General features: G+C 61.0%; 17 protein-coding genes. 8 read left to right on the forward strand and 9 right to left on the reverse strand.

All coding sequences use genetic code 11. The annotated features are described in order from the left end of the window. Positions 1–5 precede the first annotated feature (5 nt). From GYK42_RS18815 to GYK42_RS18825, 3 genes are read right to left on the reverse strand one after another with little or no spacing between them, the layout of a single operon-like run. Entirely contained in the window at positions 6–2351 is a 2346-nt protein-coding gene (locus GYK42_RS18815) for an energy transducer TonB (protein ID WP_166448747.1), read from the reverse strand. Beyond that, entirely contained in the window at positions 2348–3106 is a 759-nt protein-coding gene (locus tag GYK42_RS18820) for a PP2C family serine/threonine-protein phosphatase (RefSeq protein ID WP_166448748.1), read from the reverse strand. The genes GYK42_RS18815 and GYK42_RS18820 overlap by 4 nt, the downstream gene beginning before the upstream one ends. Before the next feature lies 1 nt (position 3107). Next, a complete protein-coding gene (locus GYK42_RS18825) occupies positions 3108–3791 on the reverse strand; it encodes a vWA domain-containing protein (protein WP_166448749.1) in 684 nt (227 codons plus the stop codon). Between the two features lie 277 nt (positions 3792–4068). Here GYK42_RS18825 and GYK42_RS18830 point away from each other — a divergent pair, with 277 nt between their 5' ends. The 5 genes from GYK42_RS18830 (at position 4069) to GYK42_RS18850 (ending at position 7060) form a co-directional block, all read left to right on the forward strand. Further along, a complete protein-coding gene (locus GYK42_RS18830) occupies positions 4069–4803 on the forward strand; it encodes a helix-turn-helix transcriptional regulator (RefSeq protein ID WP_166448750.1) in 735 nt (244 codons plus the stop codon). A 180-nt stretch (positions 4804–4983) separates the two neighbouring features. Beyond that, positions 4984–5433, forward strand: a complete 450-nt coding sequence (locus GYK42_RS18835; protein WP_166448751.1) for a hypothetical protein — start codon at positions 4984–4986, stop codon at positions 5431–5433. Positions 5434–5466: 33 nt separating this feature from the next. Further along, on the forward strand, positions 5467–5859 hold the full coding sequence (locus tag GYK42_RS18840) for a hypothetical protein (RefSeq protein WP_166448752.1): 393 nt from the start codon (positions 5467–5469) through the stop codon (positions 5857–5859). A 135-nt stretch (positions 5860–5994) separates the two neighbouring features. Then, the gene (locus GYK42_RS18845) at positions 5995–6438 is read left to right on the forward strand and encodes a hypothetical protein (RefSeq protein ID WP_166448753.1); all 444 of its coding nucleotides are present in this window, start codon (positions 5995–5997) and stop codon (positions 6436–6438) included. A gap of 97 nt (positions 6439–6535) precedes the next feature. Beyond that, positions 6536–7060 carry a hypothetical protein gene (locus GYK42_RS18850; RefSeq protein ID WP_166448754.1) on the forward strand — a complete coding sequence of 175 codons (525 nt, stop codon included), beginning with the start codon at positions 6536–6538 and terminating at the stop codon, positions 7058–7060. A 30-nt stretch (positions 7061–7090) separates the two neighbouring features. Here the strand turns inward: GYK42_RS18850 and GYK42_RS18855 are convergent, their stop codons facing one another. Continuing rightward, positions 7091–7546 carry a tellurite resistance TerB family protein gene (locus GYK42_RS18855; RefSeq protein ID WP_166448755.1) on the reverse strand — a complete coding sequence of 152 codons (456 nt, stop codon included), beginning with the start codon at positions 7544–7546 and terminating at the stop codon, positions 7091–7093. A gap of 279 nt (positions 7547–7825) precedes the next feature. On the opposite strand from GYK42_RS18855, the gene GYK42_RS18860 reads away from it, so the two are divergent. Both GYK42_RS18860 and GYK42_RS18865 read left to right on the forward strand, forming a co-directional pair. Beyond that, complete coding sequence (locus GYK42_RS18860) at positions 7826–8320, forward strand: lipid II flippase family protein (protein ID WP_277346637.1); 495 nt, start codon at positions 7826–7828, stop codon at positions 8318–8320. A gap of 181 nt (positions 8321–8501) precedes the next feature. Then, on the forward strand, positions 8502–10139 hold the full coding sequence (locus GYK42_RS18865) for a P-loop ATPase, Sll1717 family (protein ID WP_166448756.1): 1638 nt from the start codon (positions 8502–8504) through the stop codon (positions 10137–10139). Positions 10140–10257: 118 nt separating this feature from the next. On the opposite strand, the gene purL is transcribed toward GYK42_RS18865, so the two are convergent. Next, positions 10258–14295 carry a phosphoribosylformylglycinamidine synthase gene (gene purL, locus GYK42_RS18870; RefSeq protein WP_166448757.1) on the reverse strand — a complete coding sequence of 1346 codons (4038 nt, stop codon included), beginning with the start codon at positions 14293–14295 and terminating at the stop codon, positions 10258–10260. A gap of 193 nt (positions 14296–14488) precedes the next feature. Then, positions 14489–15553, reverse strand: coding sequence for a GGDEF domain-containing protein (locus tag GYK42_RS18875; RefSeq protein WP_166448758.1), 1065 nt, complete (start codon positions 15551–15553; stop codon positions 14489–14491). A 350-nt stretch (positions 15554–15903) separates the two neighbouring features. Between GYK42_RS18875 and GYK42_RS18880 the strand changes: the two genes are divergently transcribed. Further along, positions 15904–17529: a tetratricopeptide repeat-containing response regulator gene (locus GYK42_RS18880; RefSeq protein WP_166448759.1), complete on the forward strand. Its 1626-nt coding sequence runs from the start codon at positions 15904–15906 to the stop codon at positions 17527–17529. 136 nt (positions 17530–17665) lie between these two features. On the opposite strand, the gene GYK42_RS18885 is transcribed toward GYK42_RS18880, so the two are convergent. The 3 genes from GYK42_RS18885 to GYK42_RS18895 form a co-directional block, all read right to left on the reverse strand. Then, complete coding sequence (locus tag GYK42_RS18885) at positions 17666–18760, reverse strand: S41 family peptidase (RefSeq protein ID WP_166448760.1); 1095 nt, start codon at positions 18758–18760, stop codon at positions 17666–17668. Positions 18761–18778: 18 nt separating this feature from the next. Further along, complete coding sequence (locus GYK42_RS18890) at positions 18779–19273, reverse strand: MarR family winged helix-turn-helix transcriptional regulator (RefSeq protein ID WP_166448761.1); 495 nt, start codon at positions 19271–19273, stop codon at positions 18779–18781. A 213-nt stretch (positions 19274–19486) separates the two neighbouring features. After that, the gene (locus GYK42_RS18895) at positions 19487–19789 is read right to left on the reverse strand and encodes a hypothetical protein (RefSeq protein ID WP_034748565.1); all 303 of its coding nucleotides are present in this window, start codon (positions 19787–19789) and stop codon (positions 19487–19489) included. Positions 19790–19908: the final 119 nt, after the last annotated feature.

The following is a 19908-nucleotide window of genomic DNA, read 5'->3' on the forward strand; positions in this document are numbered from 1 at the left end:
TTCCTTTAATTTTCGGCGCGCGCCGCAGGGTCCGGCACGAAGCTGACCCTGCCATCGCGGTAGCGCACCATCACATCAATCTTGGCGTCCTGCAGCTGTCCGTGCTTTACGGCAGGCTCGAAGGTCCAGCCCTTGACGCTATCCAATACCGCCTTGTTGAGCATCGGCTCCTGCGGCAGCTCTGCCACCACTTGCGACAGGCTGCCGTCTGCGGCGATGCTCAGGGTCAAGCGGTATTCACCCGTTGCATTCTTTTCATCGAGCACGCCGTAGCTGGCAGTCATCATCGTGTCGCGCCGCACGCTGGCGTGCTGGTCCGGTAACGGCGGCAAGGACTTGAGCCGGGTTGTCAGCAACGCGCCGTCAGCCAGCGCCTTGTCCCAGCGTTTCTGGTAGGCGCCCGGCTGCGCCAGGCGCAACACCTTGGCCGCGCGATCCATGCGCTTCGCGGTGCGTTCGACGCCATTGTCGGCCGGCTCGCCCGGTTCTGTCGGCATGGCGTTCTGCACCGCGTAGCGGTAAGCCGTCAGCTGCGCCAGCGCCACCAGGTTGACGGCATCCTGCTCATCGCCACCGCGCAGCAGCGCCGTCGCTGCCATGCCAAGCCAGGCCACGCCATCGGTAGGCCGCGCCCAGACCGCCTGCTCGAAATACTGGCGCGCCGTCTGCGGTTCATTCAGGCTCAGGTGCATGCGTCCCATGGCAGCGGCCGCCAAATGGTCGCGCGGATCGGCTTGCAACTGATCGAGATAGGTATCGGCCAGGGCGGGAGAATAGCCGGGCATGGCGCCCATGCCTTCCATCAGGGTGGTGCGCAGCTGGGCGCGTACCTTGTCGGCCTCATAGGCGGGCGACTTTCCCTCGCCGGCCCGGTACAGCAGCTGCAAGCCGCGCGAGACGGCGCCATCGTCGCCCTTGCTGATCGCTTGCGACAGGCTGCGCACGGCCTTGCGCGCGTCCGACGGCTGGTAGCCGGCGTTCTTGCGGGGACGCCACGACAAGCGTTCGCGGCCAGCCACCTGTTCGGCCTGCGCCCGCAGCGCGGCCTTGTTTTCCACTTCGCCGGGCGACGAGATCCAGGCCGTGAAGCCGAACAGGAACAGCACGATCAGCAGCACCACCACGGCCCAGCCCTTGCCTGAGATGCCGACCGCATTGGCTTGCGCACCGGCAGTTGCCGGCAAGCGTACCGGCGCCTGGCCCGGCGCGGTGCGGCGTACGCTGCGCTGCTGCGGCAACGATGGTTGTTGCAGCTGCATCTGCTGCGCCTGCACCGAGGCTTGCGCGGCAGCGCCGATCACCTTGTCGCGCGCGCAGGCGGCACAACCCAGGCCAGCAAAATGCTGGTGTTCGGGATTGGTGCTACAAACAACCAGTTTGCCGCCGCTGCGCTGCGCATAGCCGCGCAGCAACTGCGCCCAGTCGGCCGCCGAGGGCCGCTGCGGTTTCGGCGACGGCGAAAACGCACGGTCGAACATGGCGCGCAGTTCCGGCGGCATCAGTGCGTGGCCGCTGGTGACGTTGGGCGCCAGCTGCTTGTGACGTTTGAGGCCATACGCATAGCAGCCATCGCGGATGCGCCCGGGAATATCGGTCGCCACTTGCGCACTATTCGGCCGCCCGCTGTACGGGTGGATGCCAAAGTTGAGCAACTGGAAGATGACGACGGCCAGGGCAAAGCGGTCTTGCGCCATTTCCGTGCCGGCCGGCATGCCTTTGCGCTGGAATTCCGGCGCCAGATAGTCGGCCGTGAATTGCTCGGCAGGAAAACGCTCCGCATGGCCCTGGATGCTGAAACCGTCGCAGTCGAGCATGGCGATGTACAGCGAATCGCGGTAAAAGCGCAGGTTTACGGGTTTTAAGTCGACCACGTAATGCTGCTGCTGGTGCAGCGCGTCGAGGACGGCGGCCAGGTTGGCGGCAAGCGTCAGCTTGGGCCCGAGTCCCGTGGGCAGGCCCGCAGCGCGCGCTTGCCGCTCCTGCATGATCTGTTCCAGCTCGGCCGTTTGCGCCATGTCCAGCAAGGGCATGACGAAACCGGCAAAGCCGCCCTGGCCGTCGAACACGGCCGATTGCGGCCAGGCGATCTGCACGTAGCGCTTGCCGTTTTCCAATTGATCGGGCAGCTCGGGCGACAGTTCCAGCATCGCTTCGAGCTTGCGCCGGTTGGCGGCCCGGTCCAGGTGCGGGTGGTACAGCTTGGCCACCTGCGCGGGCGCGCCGGGCAGCAGGTACACGCTGCCCGCGCCGCCGCTCTTGACGAGTTTGCCCAGTACCAGGCTGCGGACTTTATCCAGCCATATCTTGCCGCCCGGACTCAGGCCCGGTGTCACACCCTGCTTCCGGCTCATGCGCGCAAGGCCAGCAGCAAGGTCTTGTCGTCGCCCGTGATCTGGTGCGTGCGCGGGTCGGCCAGGGTGGACGCCAGCGCTGCGTTGCCCAGCTCGATGCTGTCGACGGTGCGCAGATAGCCTTGCACGGCATCCATGAACGGCGCGTACAGCGCCCCATTGTTCTTGCTCATGGCAAAGGGCATGCAGCCGTCCGACATCAGCACCACGCCGCGCACGGCTTGCGGAATCGCCAGCAGGCGCAGCTGCTCGCGCCAGCGCTCGCCGCTGATGAAATATGTTTCATTGGCGTATTCGCCGTTCGCGGGCAGCGAGATCAGTTCGCCACCGTCAATCAGCTGCGCCACGCCCAGGCCATCGCCCAGGTGGAAGAAGAAGCCGGTATCTTGCCCCATGACCACGCCGACGACGGTGGCAGCGTAGTCATCGAGGGTGGCGTTGGCGGCGCGGGCGATGTCGTCGAGCGCGGCGCGGATCTGCGCCAGGGTGCCCGCCAGCGCGCCGTCATGCAGATCCTGCACGGTGGCGCCCTGCTCCAGCCGCCCGGCCAGCGCCTGCACGGTTTGCGCGGCAACAAATTGCGCGCCCTGCTCGCTGAGCCTGGCAGAACCGGCGCCATCGCAGACGATGGCCACCAGCACGTCGTTCACGACGGCGTGCGCGTGCGCATCCTGGCAAGGGATGTCTTTATCCAGATGCGCCTTGCCCGTGACGGAGGCGCCGAAGACGCGCCAGCTGTGATGCGATGCCGCCATCTCAGGTACTGACGACAGACCAGCCGTCCGTCGAGGCCAGCTGCGCCTGCGCGCCGGGACGCGATTGCGACACCACTTGCATGCTGGCGCTCAGCCACAGGAACAGTTCGCGGAACTGCAAGCCTTTCAGTTGCTTCACGCCCCGCTCGCCCCGGCTGGAAAATTCGCCCAGGGTATCGATATTCGCGTTGTCGCCCACGGCGATGGGGAAGATCGCCACTTTATTCGCCTGCTCGGCCGCGCGCGCCTGCTCGGCGCCATGCTGCCAGCGGTCCGTCGGCTCGCCGTCCGACATCAAGAACAGCCATGGCCGCGTATACGCCACGCCCGCCGCGCGGAAGCGCTGCTTTTCCTGCTCGATCTCGGCCAGGGCCAGCTCGACGGCCGCGCCGGTCGGCGTGGTGCCGTTCGCTTCCAGACGGGGCGCCGTGAAATCCATGGCGTCGCACCAGTTGCTGGCCACCACGGCTTCATCGTGGGCGCCGTATTGAATCACCAGGATGCGCACGCGCTTGGCGGCGATGACATCGGACTTGAGTTCCTGTTCCAGCAAGGCCAGGCCTTCGTTGAGCAAGGAGACAGGGGCGCCATCCATGCTGCCGGAGCAGTCCAGCACGAGCACCAGCGGTGTACGTTGTTCGGTATTGTCGACCAGGGCGACGTCGGGAATCATTATTGAACTCATGGGCATTCGGTAAATGTAAAATCGGACATAGTGCGAATCTTACATCATGGCCGTGATTTACTCGCGCGAGTTTCCTGCAGAACACTATCCAGAAGGACAGGCGCGAACCATTGCAGCACCGATATCTTTGTACTATCTTGATAGTTGCCCAGGACAGAAGGCAGCGAACAGACCTTCCTCACAAAGGTGAGGCGAATCGCTGCGCAACACCGCCCTTACCCAGTTCCGCACCTGCGCGCCTGCGGCACACTGATGTAGTCAGGAAATGGGGGCAAACATGGACACAGGTACAGTAACGGCGGATGTGGGGAAACTGATCGCCGCCATGTACGACTCGGCCTGCGGCACGGGCGACTGGCCACAGCTCGACAGCGCTGACCTGAGCGGTCAGCAATGGCAGGAACTCTTGCCGCATCTGCAACGCGCCCTGTGCCTGCAGCAGCGCCTGCGCGAAGCGCAACTGGCCAGCCACTGCGCGCTGGCGGCGCTCGACGCCATGGGCGCCGTCGTGCTGGTGCTCGACGCCAACCTCGGACTACGTTTCGCCACGCCCGCCGGCTATGCCTTGCATGCGGCGCACCTGGCGCACGCCGCGCCGCCCGACCTGGCGCGCGCCGTGCGCATGCTCGTCGCCAGCAGGGGCGGCGCAGCGCAATGCCAGTCGCTGCGCCTGGCGCGCAAACAGCAAGGCCCCCTGGCCCTGACAGTCACCCTGCTTGCCGATTGCCAGCCCCCATGCGCGCTGCTGATCGCGCGCGATCCCACCCAAGCGAGCACGTCTGTCACTGCCTTGCGGCAGCTGTTCGACTTGACGCAAGCCGAAGCGCAAGTGGGCAAGGCACTGGCGCAAGGGGCGACTATCGAGGAAATCGCCGCGCGCGGCGGCATCAGCGTCAATACCGTCAAGACGCATCTGCACCACACCTATTTGAAGACCGACACGCGCCGCCAGGGCGAGCTGATCGCGCTGATCCACGGCGCCACGGCGCACCTGACCGTGTTGGATGCATGAGGCCATGTCATCCGATCGGATGATGTGCGCGGCATCTTGCCTGCCTACACTGGCAGGACCGGGCGCCCGCGCCTTGCCAAGGTCACCACGGCGCACACGGGCCACCCGGCGCGATTTCCCTGGCATCGACAATCGCCGCGCCGGCAGCGGCCGGCATCAACTACAAGGATGGGTAGAAAAATGAAAACGTGGATCCTCGCCGGCACCCTGGGCGCCTGCGCCCTGCTGGCAAATGCGCAATCGCTCCCCGACAGCCAGACCGTCGTCATTCCAGGCGGACGCCTGCAGACGATCGAACTGCCGGCCCAACGGCACTTCATGAGTGCGCAAGATTTTTCTCCGTTCCGCGGCGGCTATGAGCTGTCGAACGGCCAGGTACTCCACCTGCGCAATATTGGCAGCGTTGGCGCCATGATGTATGCGCGCATCGATGACCAGGAAGAACACCGCATCGTCGCCAGCGGCAGCAACAGCTTCGTGGCGCTGGACCGGCAGCTGGCCATGCGCATCGACTTGCGCGACGATGGCAGCGTGGGCGGCGAAGTGCTGATGCGGGTGCCGGCTGAAAAACTGGCCAGCGGCGACATCGTGCCCGCCCATGTGCAAAGCATGGGCCTGGCATCGCGTTGATGCGGCAAGCCGCCTTCCGCATGGGTGACAGCCATGAGCAAGCAATATTCTGTGCAACAGCAAAACGCGCTGACCCTGGCCGCCATCAAACAGACGGCGGCCTGGTGGCGCGCGCGGCCCTTGCCCGACGCCCTGCGCGATTGCGCGGCCAGCCATGGCGTGGCGCTGGGCGCGGCCCTGATGCTTGACCTGCGGCTGGCCTTTCCTGGCATGCCCGCCGTGTACGGCAGGCTGCTGAGCGCCGAGGGGCACTTCATCCATTCCGAGATGGATCTGGACGACGACTTGCGTCCTTTGCCCGGCAGCGTGCAGTGGCACGACATCAGCGCAGCCTATCTGCGTGCCGAACACAGGCGCGGTACGGGCGTGGCTTATGGCGTGCTGTGCCAGGAGGTTCTGCAAGAAATGAATCACGCGGCGCGCTAGCCCGCCACGCAAACTATCCGTACCGATCTCCACCGAATGAACGATGTGCCACGCCATACCCGCGCCTAGACTGGTTGCTGCCCCATGCCCGCGCGCGGCATGCGCCAGGGGCCATCAACCGACAAGGACAACGCCATGAAAACCATCATCCTGGGCACGCTCCTGTGCCTCGCCGCCGCCAGCACGGCAGCCACCGCGCAAACCCTGCCGCCGGAGCACACTGTCACCGTGCCCGGCAACGCGCTGCGCATCGATGTGCCCGAACACCCGCGCTACATGATGCGCCAGGATTTCAAGAAATTCGTCGGCACCTATGAGCTGTCGAATGGCGACACCCTGGAACTGCGCCTCGCTGGCGCTGCCAAGTATGCGCGTATCGGCAAGCAGGAAGAGCACCGCATCATCGCCACCGACCGCAACGCCTTCGTCGCGCTGGACCGCCAGTTGAAGGTGCGCATCGACCACCACGATGACGGCAGCGTGGATGGCGAACTGGTGATGGTGGTGCCGTCGCAGAACCTGTCGGACGGCGCCAGCGTGCCCTCGCAAGTGCAAACCATGGGCCTGGCGTCGCGCTGAGGTGGCGTACATTTTGCCAGCGTGCGTGAACAGGAAACATTGCGTGCTATGATCGCCGCCAATTCCTTAAACGAATGGCAACGGCCCATGGAGCGCAATGCAGAAACCTGCCAGTAACCTGATATTCACCGTGCTGCGGCGCGGCCTGCGCCTGCTGGCCTGGCCCTTGCTGGCCCTGATCAGCGCCGCCTGCACCAGCACCGAGCGTCATCCTCCCAGCGCCCCGACGCAAGTCACCCTGCGCTTTACCTATGACGATGGCAAGCCGATGCGGCATGACGATTACCTGGCCAATGCGCGCCAGCAAACGTATATCAAACGCTGCAGCAAGATAGGCAGCACCACTGTCTGCGACGTCGGCTCGGATCCACTGTTCATGGGCGGCGACGCCCCGCTGGACGCCAACGGCGAAGTGCGCGTCACCCTGCATTCGACCGGCCCCATAGGCAACAATCCGACCAGTCTTTGCATCAAGGGCAAAGGCTACGTCTTTGATTCCGGCGACTGGAAACGCGGCCCCTTCAGCCCCGGCCAGGTGATCGAGATCCGCTACAGGATCAGCGAAGTGGAAATGGCGTGCCCCTGGTCGTCGGGAACGCCGCCGTGGTGGGACAAAAGTTAAGCTAGCCAGCCGGGGCCGGCTGGCCCGGCTTTACTGCAACTCGAACTCGCCGGGATTCAAACCCAGCTCGCGCGCGATCTTGCTGGCCACGCGCTGCTCGTTGGCGTCGAAATTGCCGTCCGACGAGGCGACGGCGATAATCATGCGCACCAGCAGGCGCGACGCCTCCACATTCGACTTCATCTTGCCCAGCGCCTGATACGCCTTGGCTTCGCCGATATCCTTGTCGAATTCCAGCTGGCCGACATATTCCTGGAAAGCCTTGATAACATCGCTGGTGGTAAACACCGACAGCGCGTCATTGCTTTCAATAAACTTCACCATCTTCTGCTTCTCTTCCGCGCTGACACTGCCGTCGGCCATGGCGATCAGGGCCGACCCCGCCATCGCGGCATTCAGGAAATCCTTGTTCTTGTACTTCAGTGCCTCGGTTTTCAGTTCACTTGCCTTGGACTTCAGCTTGGACAGAAAGGAATCGAAACTCATGGTGTACCTCCGGGTTGGTCGTTCATCAGTGCGGCAAGACACGCCGCCATGCTCGGTAGTTGAGGGTGCAAGCTTGAAATACAAGCAAGAGATATGCAAAGGAAAAGCAAAATCGGACAAGCAAGTGGGCCGCCGCCCGTGCCCATCGCCTGCGTTTCCCTCAAAAACAACGACAAACCGAAGCCAATTGAGCAAGGCGCAAAGTTACATAATTTGCAGTTGAAAAATTAATAATTTCATGGCAGCATGGAATTACATTTTCTTCACTGCAAGGTTGTGATGGACAAGCAATTGCTGTTGATTTGCGCATTGACGTTAATCATCCACATGATCGGCACCCTCGCATCCCATGCGCATCGCCGGTATCCGCCGCGGCGGCTGGCCCCATTCAGCATTCTGATGCTGCTGTCGCGCCACTTGAAACCCATCCAGCGCGCCTTCTGCCGCGCCGTCGAGCACTTCCAGGTCCACCGGTCGGCGCCCAAGCTGCTGCACGCCGTGTTCAAGGGCGGCCTGTCCTACCTCAAGACCTCCGCCAACCTGCCCAAGCCCGCCAACGTCACGAGCCTGCGCCAACAATCGGGAGGCTCCATCTCCATGACAGCAATGAACGTCATCGCCACGGCTCTGTGGACGGTCGGAGTCTTCGCGGCCCTGTACGCAGGCGTGCTCGACCCGAGCGTGCGCGTCACCTCCAGCACGCTTTCATCGATCATCAACGGCGGCGCCACCATCATGATGGCCGTCTTCATCGGCACGTGGTGTCGGGCATGACGGATGACGTCATCGAGGGCAAGATCGAAGAATCGCAGTTCCGGCGGGCGGTGATGTGATTGGTGGGGAGCAGATTGGCGGGGACGCTGATTGCGCAGTTTTTTCTGGTGCCATCGGCGGTGGTGATTGTGGGGGCGGCTGGAAGGTTGTAAAAAACCAGTATCTCTAAGGAGGCATTTTAATGACGAGCTCTGGAATTGAATTTCGATTCAAAAGAAATGATACTGTAGGAACAGCGGATGCAGAATCAGATGACAATTACATTTCCGATTGCTTCATCGAAACCGGAGATCTCAATGCGCTTCAAGATATAAATAATTCAAAAAGAATAATAGTTGGGCGCACTGGAGCAGGGAAAAGTGCATTAATCAGAAGATTACGCGAGGTGGAGGAAAATGTAATAGAACTCCCCCCTCAAAATTTATCACTTTCTTACATAGCAAATTCTGATATATTAAATTTCTTTGAAGCAGCTGGCGTCAACCTAGACTTATTTTATCAACTACTATGGAAGCATGTACTCGCCGTTGAATTGCTAAAATACAAATTCGACTTAAAAGATGATGATCAAAAAAAAGGGTTTTTGCCAACCCTATTCGGCCTTATAAAGCGGGATAAATCCAAGGAAAAAGCGATAAATTACTTAAGGGAGTGGGGAGAGAAGTTTTGGGATGAAACCGAATATAGAGTAAAGGAATTAACAACAAAAATAGAAAGCGACCTTAAATCATCGTTAGGAAGTGAACTTCAAGGGTTTAAATTCGATCTCTCTGGCGGCCGAAAACTCACAGAAGAACAGAAGCAGGAAGTGATACAAAGAGGCAAGAAAGTTGTGAATCAGATTCAAATTAAGGAATTATCTGATGTCATACGAGTTCTTTCTGAAGATATCTTTAACGACCCTCAACGAAAATACTTTATCACAATTGATGGCCTTGATGAGCATTGGGTTGAAGAGTCATTACGCTACAAACTCATTAGAGCACTTATCGAAACTGTTCGGGCCTTTCAGAAAATAAAATATGTAAAAGTAATCATCGCAATAAGAGTTGACTTACTAGGGAGAGTTATATCTGCCACAAGAGACTCCGGATTCCAAGAAGAGAAATATGAATCTCTTTATTTAAAATTAAAATGGTCAAAAACTCAAATTGAAGAACTTTTAGACAAAAGAATCGGAAAGTTGGTTCGCCAAAGATATACCTCAAGAGCAGTAAAACTAACAGAATTATTCCCATTGAAAATGGGCAAGATTGATTTTTTAGAATACCTAACTCAACGAACATTTTACCGCCCAAGGGATGCTATACTTTTTGTAAATAATTGTTTAGAGCATGCCGAAGATAGAAATTTGGTTTCAGCGAGATGCGTTTCAGATGCGGAAAATGAATACTCGAAAAGAAGGCTAAACTCTCTACAAGAAGAGTGGGGAGCAACATACCCACACTTAACGACCTATACGAAGATATTATTTAATCGACCGATTTCCTTTAAATTAAGCACCGTATCAAAAGATACGATGGAAGAACTACTGTACAATGAATTTTCAAGCGATCTGGAAAGTAATGATATAGTCATAGCTGCAGCTGTGGATTTTTTCATGAATGAAAAAGGAACACTTCACTTTGTCATTCAAACACTATTTAATGTATTCTACATCGTAGGAATCATTGGAATAAAACCAGATTCGACAAGCACAACATTATGGTCTTTTCACTCCAATGATGGACCTAGTAGTGGATCAATAAAACCAAATTCGGTTGCTAGTGTACACCCGACATTCTGGAGGACTCTAGGTATTAAATACACTGAGAATTAGGACACTCGTCGTGCGCTAAAATAATACAAAAAAAGCCGCTATCTCCCGACAGCGGCTTTCTCATACCTACCCCAGCAGCAGCGCCTTGAACTCCAGCGCTGCCCTGCAAGAGAACTAATTACCCCACAAACTTCCGCGCATTCCTGAACATGCGCATCCACGGCGAGTCCTCGCCCCATGCTTCAGGGTGATACGACTGTTGGACTGACCGGAACACGCGCTCCGCGTGCGGCATCAGCACGGTGAAGCGGCCGTCTGGCGTGGTGACGGAGGTGATGCCTTCCGGCGAGCCGTTCGGGTTGTACGGGTAGGCTTCGGTGGCTGCGCCCTTGTTGTCGACGAAGCGCATGGCTTTGGTGACCTGGGTGATGTCGCCCGTTTGCGAGAAGTCGGCGTAGCCTTCGCCGTGCGCGATGGCGATGCCGGCCTGGGTGCCGGCCATGCCGTTGAAGAAGATCGATGGGGAATCCATCACTTCGACCATGGCAAAGCGGCCTTCGAATTTCTCCGACTTGTTGCGCGTGAACTTGGGCCAGGCGTGGGCGCCGGGGATGATGGATTTCAAATTGCTCATCATCTGGCAGCCGTTGCAGATGCCCAGGCCGAAGCTGTCCGTGCGGTTGAAGAAGCGCGCGAACTGTTCCGCCAGGCTGGCGTTGAACAGGATGGTTTTCGCCCAGCCTTCGCCCGCGCCCAGCACGTCGCCGTACGAGAAACCGCCCACGGCGATGACGCCCTGGAAGTCGTCCAGCTTGACGCGGCCAGCAATCAGGTCGCTCATGTGCACGTCGACAGCCGTGAAGCCTGCCTGGTGCATCACGTAGGCCGTCTCGATGTGCGAGTTGACGCCCTGCTCGCGCAGGATGGCGACACGCGGACGCACGCCGGTGGCGATGAAGGGCGCGGCGATGTTGTCGTTCTGGTCGAAGGTGACGATCGGCGTCATGCCCGGATCTTGCAGGTCCAGCAGGCGGTCGTATTCGGCGTCGGCGCAAGCGGGATTGTCGCGCAGGCGGGCGATGCGCCAGCTCGTTTCGCTCCACAGGCGGTGCAGCTCGGCGCGCGGCTGGGTGTAAATCAGCTTGGCGTCGCGCGTGAATTCGATCACGTCGCGGTCGTTCAATTTGCCGATGATATGGCTGCAGGCGCCCAGATTGAAGGTGCGCAGCACGTCCATCACCAACGATTTTTCTTCCGCGCGCACCTGGATGACGGCACCCAGTTCTTCGCTGAACAAGGCGCGCAACGTTAGTTCGTTGCGGCGTTCCGCTACCTGGCCGGCCCAGTTCTTGGCATCGCCCCAGTCGCTGGAATGCTCGCCTTCCATGGTCAGCATGTCCAGGTTGACGGACATGCCCGTGTGGCCGGCGAAGGCCATTTCCGTCAGGGTGGCGTACAGGCCGCCGTCCGAACGGTCATGGTAGGCCAGCAGCTTGTCGTCGCTGTTCAATTTCTGGATGGCGGCGAAGAAGCCTTTCAAGTCTTCCGCGCTGTCCACGTCCGGCGTCGCGTTGCCCAGCTGGCCCATAACTTGCGCCAGGGCGGATGCACCGAGGCGGTTCTTGCCGCGCCCCAGGTCGATCAAGATCAATGACGTGTCGCCCTGGTCCCTTTTCAGCTGCGGCGTGAGCGACTTGCGCACGTCCGTCACTGGCGCGAACGAGGAAACGATCAGCGACACTGGCGACGTGACGGATTTCGCCGCGCCCGTGTTCTCGTCTTTCCACGTCGTGCGCATCGACAGCGAATCCTTGCCGACGGGGATGCTGATGCCCAGCGCCGGGCACAGGTCCATGCCGACAGCCTTGACGGTGTCGTACAGGGCCGCGTCCTGGCCAGGCTGGCCGCAGGCGGCCATCCAGTTGGCGGACAGCTTGATATCGGAAATGTCGGCAATCGCTGCGGCGGCGATGTTGGTGACGGCTTCGCCCACGGCCATGCGGCCGGAAGCCGCCGCGTCGATGACGGCCAGCGGCGTGCGTTCGCCCATGGCCATCGCTTCGCCCAGATAACCTTCAAAGCTCATGGTGGTGACGGCGCAATCGGCCACCGGCACTTGCCATGGTCCCACCATCTGGTCGCGCACGGTCATGCCGCCTACGCTGCGGTCGCCGATGGTGATCAGGAAGGATTTGTCGGCCACGGTGGGCAGCAGCAGCACTTTTTGCGCCACGTCCGCCAGGTCCATGCCCGTCAGATCGATGGCCGGGAAATCGTTGGCCACGTGGACCACGTCGCGCTGCATTTTTGGCGGCTTGCCCAGCAAGACGTCCATCGGCATGTCGACCGGCTCGTTGCCCAGTTCCGGATCGATCAGTTTGAGCTGGCGTTCTTCGGTGGCCACGCCCACGGCGGCGAACAAGCAGCGTTCGCGTTCGCACATGGCTTTGAACAGTGGCAGGCTTTCCGGCGCGATGGCCAGAACGTAGCGTTCCTGCGACTCATTGCTCCAGATTTCCTTCGGTGCCATGCCCGACTCTTCCAGCGGCACTTTGCGCAGGTCGAAAATCGCGCCGCGCTTGGCGTCGTTGGTGATTTCCGGGAAAGCGTTCGACAAGCCGCCCGCACCCACGTCGTGGATGGAGATGATCGGATTGTCCGCACCCATTTGCCAGCAGGCGTTGATGACTTCCTGGGCGCGGCGTTCCATTTCCGGATTGCCGCGCTGGACGGAGTCAAAGTCCAGGTCGGCCGTGTTGCTGCCGGTGGTCATCGACGAAGCGGCGCTGCCGCCCATGCCGATGCGCATGCCGGGGCCGCCCAGCTGCACCAGCAGGCTGCCGACGGGGATGTCGTTCTTGTGCGTGTGCTGCGCCGAGATATTGCCGATGCCGCCAGCGATCATGATCGGCTTGTGGTAGCCGAACACGGCATCTTTATCCGCACCGACGTTCTGCTCATACGTGCGGAAGTAGCCGCCCAATACGGGACGGCCGAATTCGTTCGAGAACGCGGCGCCGCCCAGCGGCCCTTCGATCATGATCCGCAGCGGCGAAGCGATGCGCTCCGGCTTGCCGTATTGATCCGCATCCGTGCGGCCAGCCAATGGCGCCGTCACGGAAGCGGCCGTTTCCCAGCTGCGCACGGCGTCTGGCAATGACAAATTCGATACCGTGAAGCCTGTCAGGCCGGCTTTTGGCTTGGCGCCGCGGCCCGTCGCGCCTTCGTCGCGGATCTCGCCGCCCGCGCCCGTGGAGGCGCCGGGGAACGGAGAAATCGCCGTCGGGTGGTTATGCGTTTCCACCTTCATCAGGGTGTGCGTCAATTCGGTCGATGCCGCGTATTCGTGCTTGTCGCCGCGCGGGTAGAAGCGCGAGACCGTCGCGCCTTCCATGATGGACGAGTTGTCGCTGTAGGCGACAACGGTGCCTTTCGGCTGCAGTTCGTGCGTGTTCTTGATCATGCCGAACAGCGATTTCGGCTGCGCCACGCCGTCAATGGTCCAGTCGGCGTTGAAGATCTTGTGGCGGCAATGCTCGCTGTTCGCCTGCGCGAACATCATCAGTTCCACGTCCGTCGGATTGCGGCCGGCCTTGGTGAAGGCGGCGTCCAGGTAGTCGATTTCGTCTTCCGACATCGCCAGGCCCAGTTCCGTGTTCGCCGTTTCCAGCGCGCGCTTGCCCTGCCCCAGCAAGTCGATCGATTCGAGCGGGCGTGCTTCCAGCGTGCGGAACAGGTCCTTGGCGTCGTCGGCGCTGCGCAGCACGGATTCCGTCATGCGGTCGTGCAGCAGGTCGGCCACGGCTTGTACCTGCTCGTCCGTCAATTTGCCGGCGCCAATGGCGCTGCCCAGGATGCCCGATTTCAGGTTGATGCGGAAAGCGATGCCGCGTTCGACGCGCTTGATGTGCGCCATGCCGCAGTTGTGCGCGATGTCGGTGGCTTTCGAGGCCCACGGCGAAATCGTGCCGAAACGGGGGATGACGAAGAATTCTTCGGCAGCGCCTTCCGTATTGTCAGCCTGGGCCGGCTCGCCGTACGTCAGCAAGGCGCCAAGGCGCGTGCTGTCGTCGTCGGTGAGAGGCGCGCTGGCATCGATGAAATGGACATAGCGTGCTTGTACGGCAACGATCGCAGGCGAGACGGCTTGCAGTTGGCTTAACAGACGGTGGCTACGGAAATGGGACAGGGCATTGGAACCCGGCAGTATCAACATGATTGGAAGGTGGTTGATGCAGCGTGGCTGCGGGTTAAAGGTAGGTATGACAATATCTTTCGTACGGCAAATTTCCTTTGCGCGCATTATACCCGTTTTACCCCTGCCTTATGACCGGAACTTGGCCCTTTGCCACCGTTTTGCCCCGCACAGCGGCAGTTTTTGACACGGCAACAACACCCTCAGCCGGTCATCAGGCGATCACATAGCGGTTCTTGCCTTGCCGCTTGGCCAGGTACAGCGCCTCGTCGGCCAGCCGGTAGCTGTGGCCCAGCTCCTTGCTCCGGTCCAGCTCGGCCACGCCCACGCTGATCGACACGAACTGGGCGGCCAGGAAAGCCTCGCTGACGGCCTCGACAAGGGCGCCGGCAAAGGCGCGCGCATCGTCTCGGTCGCCCGCGTAGACGATGCCGAATTCCTCGCCGCCCAGGCGGCCGCACAAATGGCCCCGCGCCTTGTCCGCAATGACGGCGGCCGTGCGCACGAGCACCGCGTCGCCCGCATCGTGGCCCTGCTGGTCGTTGATGATCTTGAAATTGTCGATGTCGATCATCAGGACATGCAGCATGCCGCCATGGCTTGCGCCATGCATCTGCTGGGCGCGCTGCGTGAACATGCGGCGGTTGTTCAGGCCAGTCAGGCTGTCCTGGAAGGCCAGCCGCGTCAATTCCACCTTGGAGTGATAGTTGCGCAAGCGCAATAAACTGAAGCTGACATTGAGCGCCAGCCCGAACAGCACGCTGACGGCGATCATCAAGGGCGCCCAGGGTTGGTCGGGCAAGCCCGCGTTGACGGGATACAGGCCGTGGCCCACGTTCCACCACACGCCGGCCACCACGGCCAGGTAGCTGAGGCCGCCATTGAAGATGGAGGCGATGGCCAGGGTCATGAAGACGCCGACCGGCAAGACCCAGAAGCTGGCGTGCTGCACGGCGTCAGCCATGGTGCGCAAGCCGAAGGTCAGCGCCAGCACGGCGCAGGCGCCCGTAACGGTCAGCACGGGCAAGGTGGTGCAGCGGTAGCGCACGATGAGGCTGATCAGCATGCCCAGCAGCGCCAGCACGGCATGCGTGAGGTTCGGATGGTAGGTGGGCGGCATCAGCAGCCACGTCAGGCTGAAGGCGATGATGCCCAGCACTTGCGTGACCATGCCGACCCGGTGCAATTCCGCAAAATAGGTATGCTGCTGTTCGCTGTTGCCGCCAAATGCGAGGGGAACGGCAACACGCCGCAGGGAAGAAAGATCAGGAACACGCATACGGGTATCGACACCAGAAAGAAGAAAAGCGCCCGGTACAGCCTTGCGCATGCCTGGCCGCAAGATTGTGCGGCATCCAACATTAGTTGTAATTAGGATACTATCATGCTAGTCAACTATGTGTTGGAATTTGCGGCGCCGACACTGGCGCACAGCACAACGGCGCCATGAAATACAACGCTGCGCGCCACCGGATGCGCCATGCACCCTGCCCCGCGCCCGTTTGCACGCATTTTGCTGGCAGTGCCGGGCAGCTTTGCAGTATGCTGATAAAAAGTAATACTGCCAGGCAGAGACATATATAAGAAGAGTTCCCGCAAATGACCGAACAGATGAACGAGAGCTGAACCATGCCAGAAACTAGCGACTTATCTGTCCTGATCGTCGACCCGAACCCCAGCATGCGGGGCAATCTGCACAATATGCTGAACCAGGCCGCCATCACCAAGGTGGAATATGCCGTCAATGCCGGCACGGCCATCCGCTTGCTGACGAAGAAACCGTTCGACATCATCCTGTGCGAATACGACCTTGGCAGCGGCACGGACGGTCAGGATGGCCAGCAATTACTGGAAGACTTGCGCCACCATAAGCTGATCGGCCTGTGGACGATCTTCATCATGCTGACCTCGGAGGCCATCCACAGCAAGGTGATCAGCGCAGCCGAGCTGACTCCGTCCGACTACATATTAAAACCGTTCACCGTCGACGTGCTGAGCGGACGCATCGCGCGCGCCATCGATCGGCGCGCCGTTTTCCTGCCCACGTATCAGCTGATCGACAAGGGCGACCTGCGCGAAGCCGTGAAAAGCTGCCGCGCGGCCGAACTGCAGCACCCTCGCCTGACGGCCGATTTCGCCCGCCTGCGCGCCGAACTGCACATCAGCCTGGACGAATGGAAGGAAGCGGAACAGCTCTACGCCGACATGCTGGCCACGCGGCCCATGGCCTGGGCGCACCTGGGACTGGCGCGCACCCTGTTCGAACAGCAGCGCCACGAAGAGGCGCAGGACGCGCTGCTGGAACTGGTGGAGACCTATCCCCGCTTCATGGCCGCCTACGACTTGCTGGCGCAAAACCATGAAGCCATGGGCCAGCAGCTGCAAGCCAAGAAAATCCTTGAGGACGCCGTGGCCATCTCGCCGCACATGGTGCGTCGCCTGCGCCACCTGGGCGGCATCGCCTTCGACACGGGCGACATCGGCGCGGCCGAACGGGCCTACAAGCAGGTCGTGACGAAAGCCAAGTACTCCGAATTCCGCGACCCGGAAGACCACGTCAACCTGGTAAAAACGCTGGTGAAAAAGGGCGACGCGCCGCAGGCGAGCGGCGTGCTGCGCGACATGGAGCGTTCCTTGCGGGGCGGCGCCAACGTGGAAGCGTGCCGCGCCATCTCGGCCGCCATGCTGCATGAATTGTCGGGCAACGACATCGCCGCCGCCACCGAACTGCAACTGGCCGCCGCCGCGCTGGACACGGCGCGGGGCCTGTCGACGCAGCTGAAAGTGGGCCTGGTGCAGAGCTGCCTGAAGAACAACCTGGAACAGGCGGCGTCCGACGTCATGATGAAACTCGTCAACGAAGCCGACAGCGACGTGACGATGGAAGCGGCCGTCGACGTGTTTGAAAAAGCGGGCCGCCATGACCTGGCGCAAGGCATGGGCCAGCAGATCACGAACCAGGTGCAGGAACTGATGCAGGATGCGGCCAGCAAGTCGGAAAGCGGAGAGCTCAAGGGCGCCGTCTTCGTGCTGCGCCAGGCCCTGCGCAAGACGCCGGGCAACCTGCCCGTGCTGTTCGCCTCCGTCGACGCCATCCTGCGCCAGCTCAACATGCTGGGCTGGGAAGCCCCGCTCGCTGAACAGGCGCAGCACCAGATGCAAGTGATCCGCAAGATCGATCCCAAGCATCCGAAGCTGGAGTCGCTCAAGCAGCAGTATGCGGCTACGCAGCACAAGTATGGTATTGCGACATGATGTGAGGGACGCACTGCAAGCCTGCGGCTACGGTTTTCAGAGGCGTCGCGGCGTGCGTTGGCGTCAAAAACGCACAGCCCATTTCCGATCATTTCCGGCGCGGAGGCAAGCGCCCCCCCGCATGCGCACGGCTCGATTAACGCCCGCCCCTGAGCGTATAGACCGGCTTCTCGGACTCCCCTTTCTCCGCCATCGCCAGCACGCGCTGCAGCTCCTTGCGCTCGTCACCCTCCTTGGCCGATGACACCAGGTTGCGCAGGATGGCGACATGCGCCGTCTGCAGCGCCTGCGCCGCCGGCACGGCGATGTCCGGTTTCACGCCGACGTGCTCCCAGTTGGTTTTGGTGACGACATTGGTCGTGCGCGCGGTCGGGATCGCGACTATGATGTCCTGCCCCACGTTGTACCAGCTCACGGGATTGGAACCGCCGCCGGTGGTTTCTCCGACCACCGTTCCCCGTTTCTGCGCCTGGATGCCATAGGAGAAATCCTCGCCGCCGGAAAACGTGCGGGCCGAGGTCAGCACGTACACGGGCTTGTCGTAACGCTGTGCGACCGTCTTCACGGTCCAGAACTGACGCGTCGTATTGGTCGGGCGATCGTACATGTCGATCAGGTGACGCTCGTCGCCGAACGGGAAGAAATGACTCATCAGGTAAGCCACGCTGGCCGGGCTGCCGCCGCCGTTGCGGCGCAGGTCGAGGATCAGCGCATCCGTCCCCGCCATGAGCGACATCGCCGCCGTGTACGCCGCGGCGACGAATTCCGGGCCGCCGAAGCCGCGCAGCTCGATATAGCCAACGTTGCCGGGAAGGCGTTCGATCTTCTCGATGTCATAGCCGCGCCGCGCGGTCTGGTCGCGCCATTCCTCAATCTTGGCGCGGCTGGGCAGTTCATCGGTACCGCTGCGCTCACGAAGACCTTCGTAAAACGCGGCGCCGAAATGCAAGTCACCGCTCAGTTCCCGCAAGTCCTTCGCCAGTGCCGCACTGAAGGCCTTCACGCTGGCGGCGGTCGCATAGCCGCCTTCGGCATTCTTCCTGGCGATCGCACTGCCGACCCGTTCGGCCACCGCTGGTTCGATGTAATTCGCGTTCATTTTCACTGCCAGTGTCTGCACGATCGCCGTGCGATCGGCCGCGTTCAAGGCGGTGTCCTCCGCCGCGAAGGCGTGCAACGACAACAGCGTGCCCAATACGACGCCTGCGACAAACTTCTTTTTACCTGACATACATTCCTCCAAGTTGGACTACGAAGCGTTTGTGCCTGCGTCAGAGCCGGCATCGAGGCGCAGCCTGCCATCGCGGATGCGCGCGCCGAAGGAGCGCGTCTCGAGTACGGCGATCGCCTGTGCGAGGCAGTCGGACAAGGGAAACGCCAGTTCCGCATCAAGGCTGTCGGCCGCGGATTTGGTCGCCTGCCAGCACACCCGCAGGCGCGGCAGCAGCGCTGCGCCACCGGCGCTGAGAAGCACCACGCGCTGCCTGCCGTCTTCGCCGCCGGCGGCCACCGTCAGCAGGCCCTTCTTCACCATCAAGGCCACTGTCTGGGTCGCGGCGGGCTGAGTGAGGCCGGCGACGGCCGCCAGCTCTCCGATGGTCGCGCTCGGCTGCTCGGCCAGCACCCGCATCACCGGCGTGTAGCGCGGCCGGTAATCGAGCCCCGCTTCCACGTAGGCCTGCTCGACCGCGCCGTCAAGCAGTTCGATGAGATGTCGTAATTGCGTGCCTAATCCAGGTTTCATGCAACCATGCTAGCACTTTTTATATAAGAGCTTATATAAATATTTATAGGCTCTTGAACCGGGCCGCCATCCAAGCAAGGCAGCCTCAGCGAAGCGCGAGCCTCTGCGCGCTATAAGTTACCGACGATGGGTGCGTGATTGCGCGCGGCGCATTGACGTATCAGAGGACGTGATTTTCTTGGCAATGGGTTCGCCGCCACTGCGGCGCCTGCATCAGCGCGGGAGTTTATACCGCACCAGCAACGTAGCTCCCTTGCCGCCGGGTGGCGTCAGCAGTATCTCGTCACCCGGCTGCATTTCTTCATACATCACCGTGCAACAAGTCGGCATCGAGTGGCCGCGCGCCGGATAAACGCCAACCTCGGTGTGCAGGTTCGCGGCGCGCACGTCCACGCTGGACTTGCCAGCCTTTGCTTCTTCTTGCAGCAGCTTGCGCAGTACGGTGACAAAGTCCCCTTTGCTGAGCCTGACAGGTGCCTGGTTTGCTTGCGGGCGAGTGGTTGCGTCGTTTTTCATGGCAGTTTCTTTCTTTCAATAAATTTTCGCCACTATAACATTCGCCCTTGGGGCAATGCGACCAGGGGGGCGAGTCAATCGCATACAACTCATGATCGGCCCGACATGGCGTCTGCCCA

The sequence above is a fragment of the Janthinobacterium lividum genome, from assembly GCF_011601275.1.
Taxonomy (GTDB): domain Bacteria; phylum Pseudomonadota; class Gammaproteobacteria; order Burkholderiales; family Burkholderiaceae_D; genus Janthinobacterium; species Janthinobacterium lividum_E.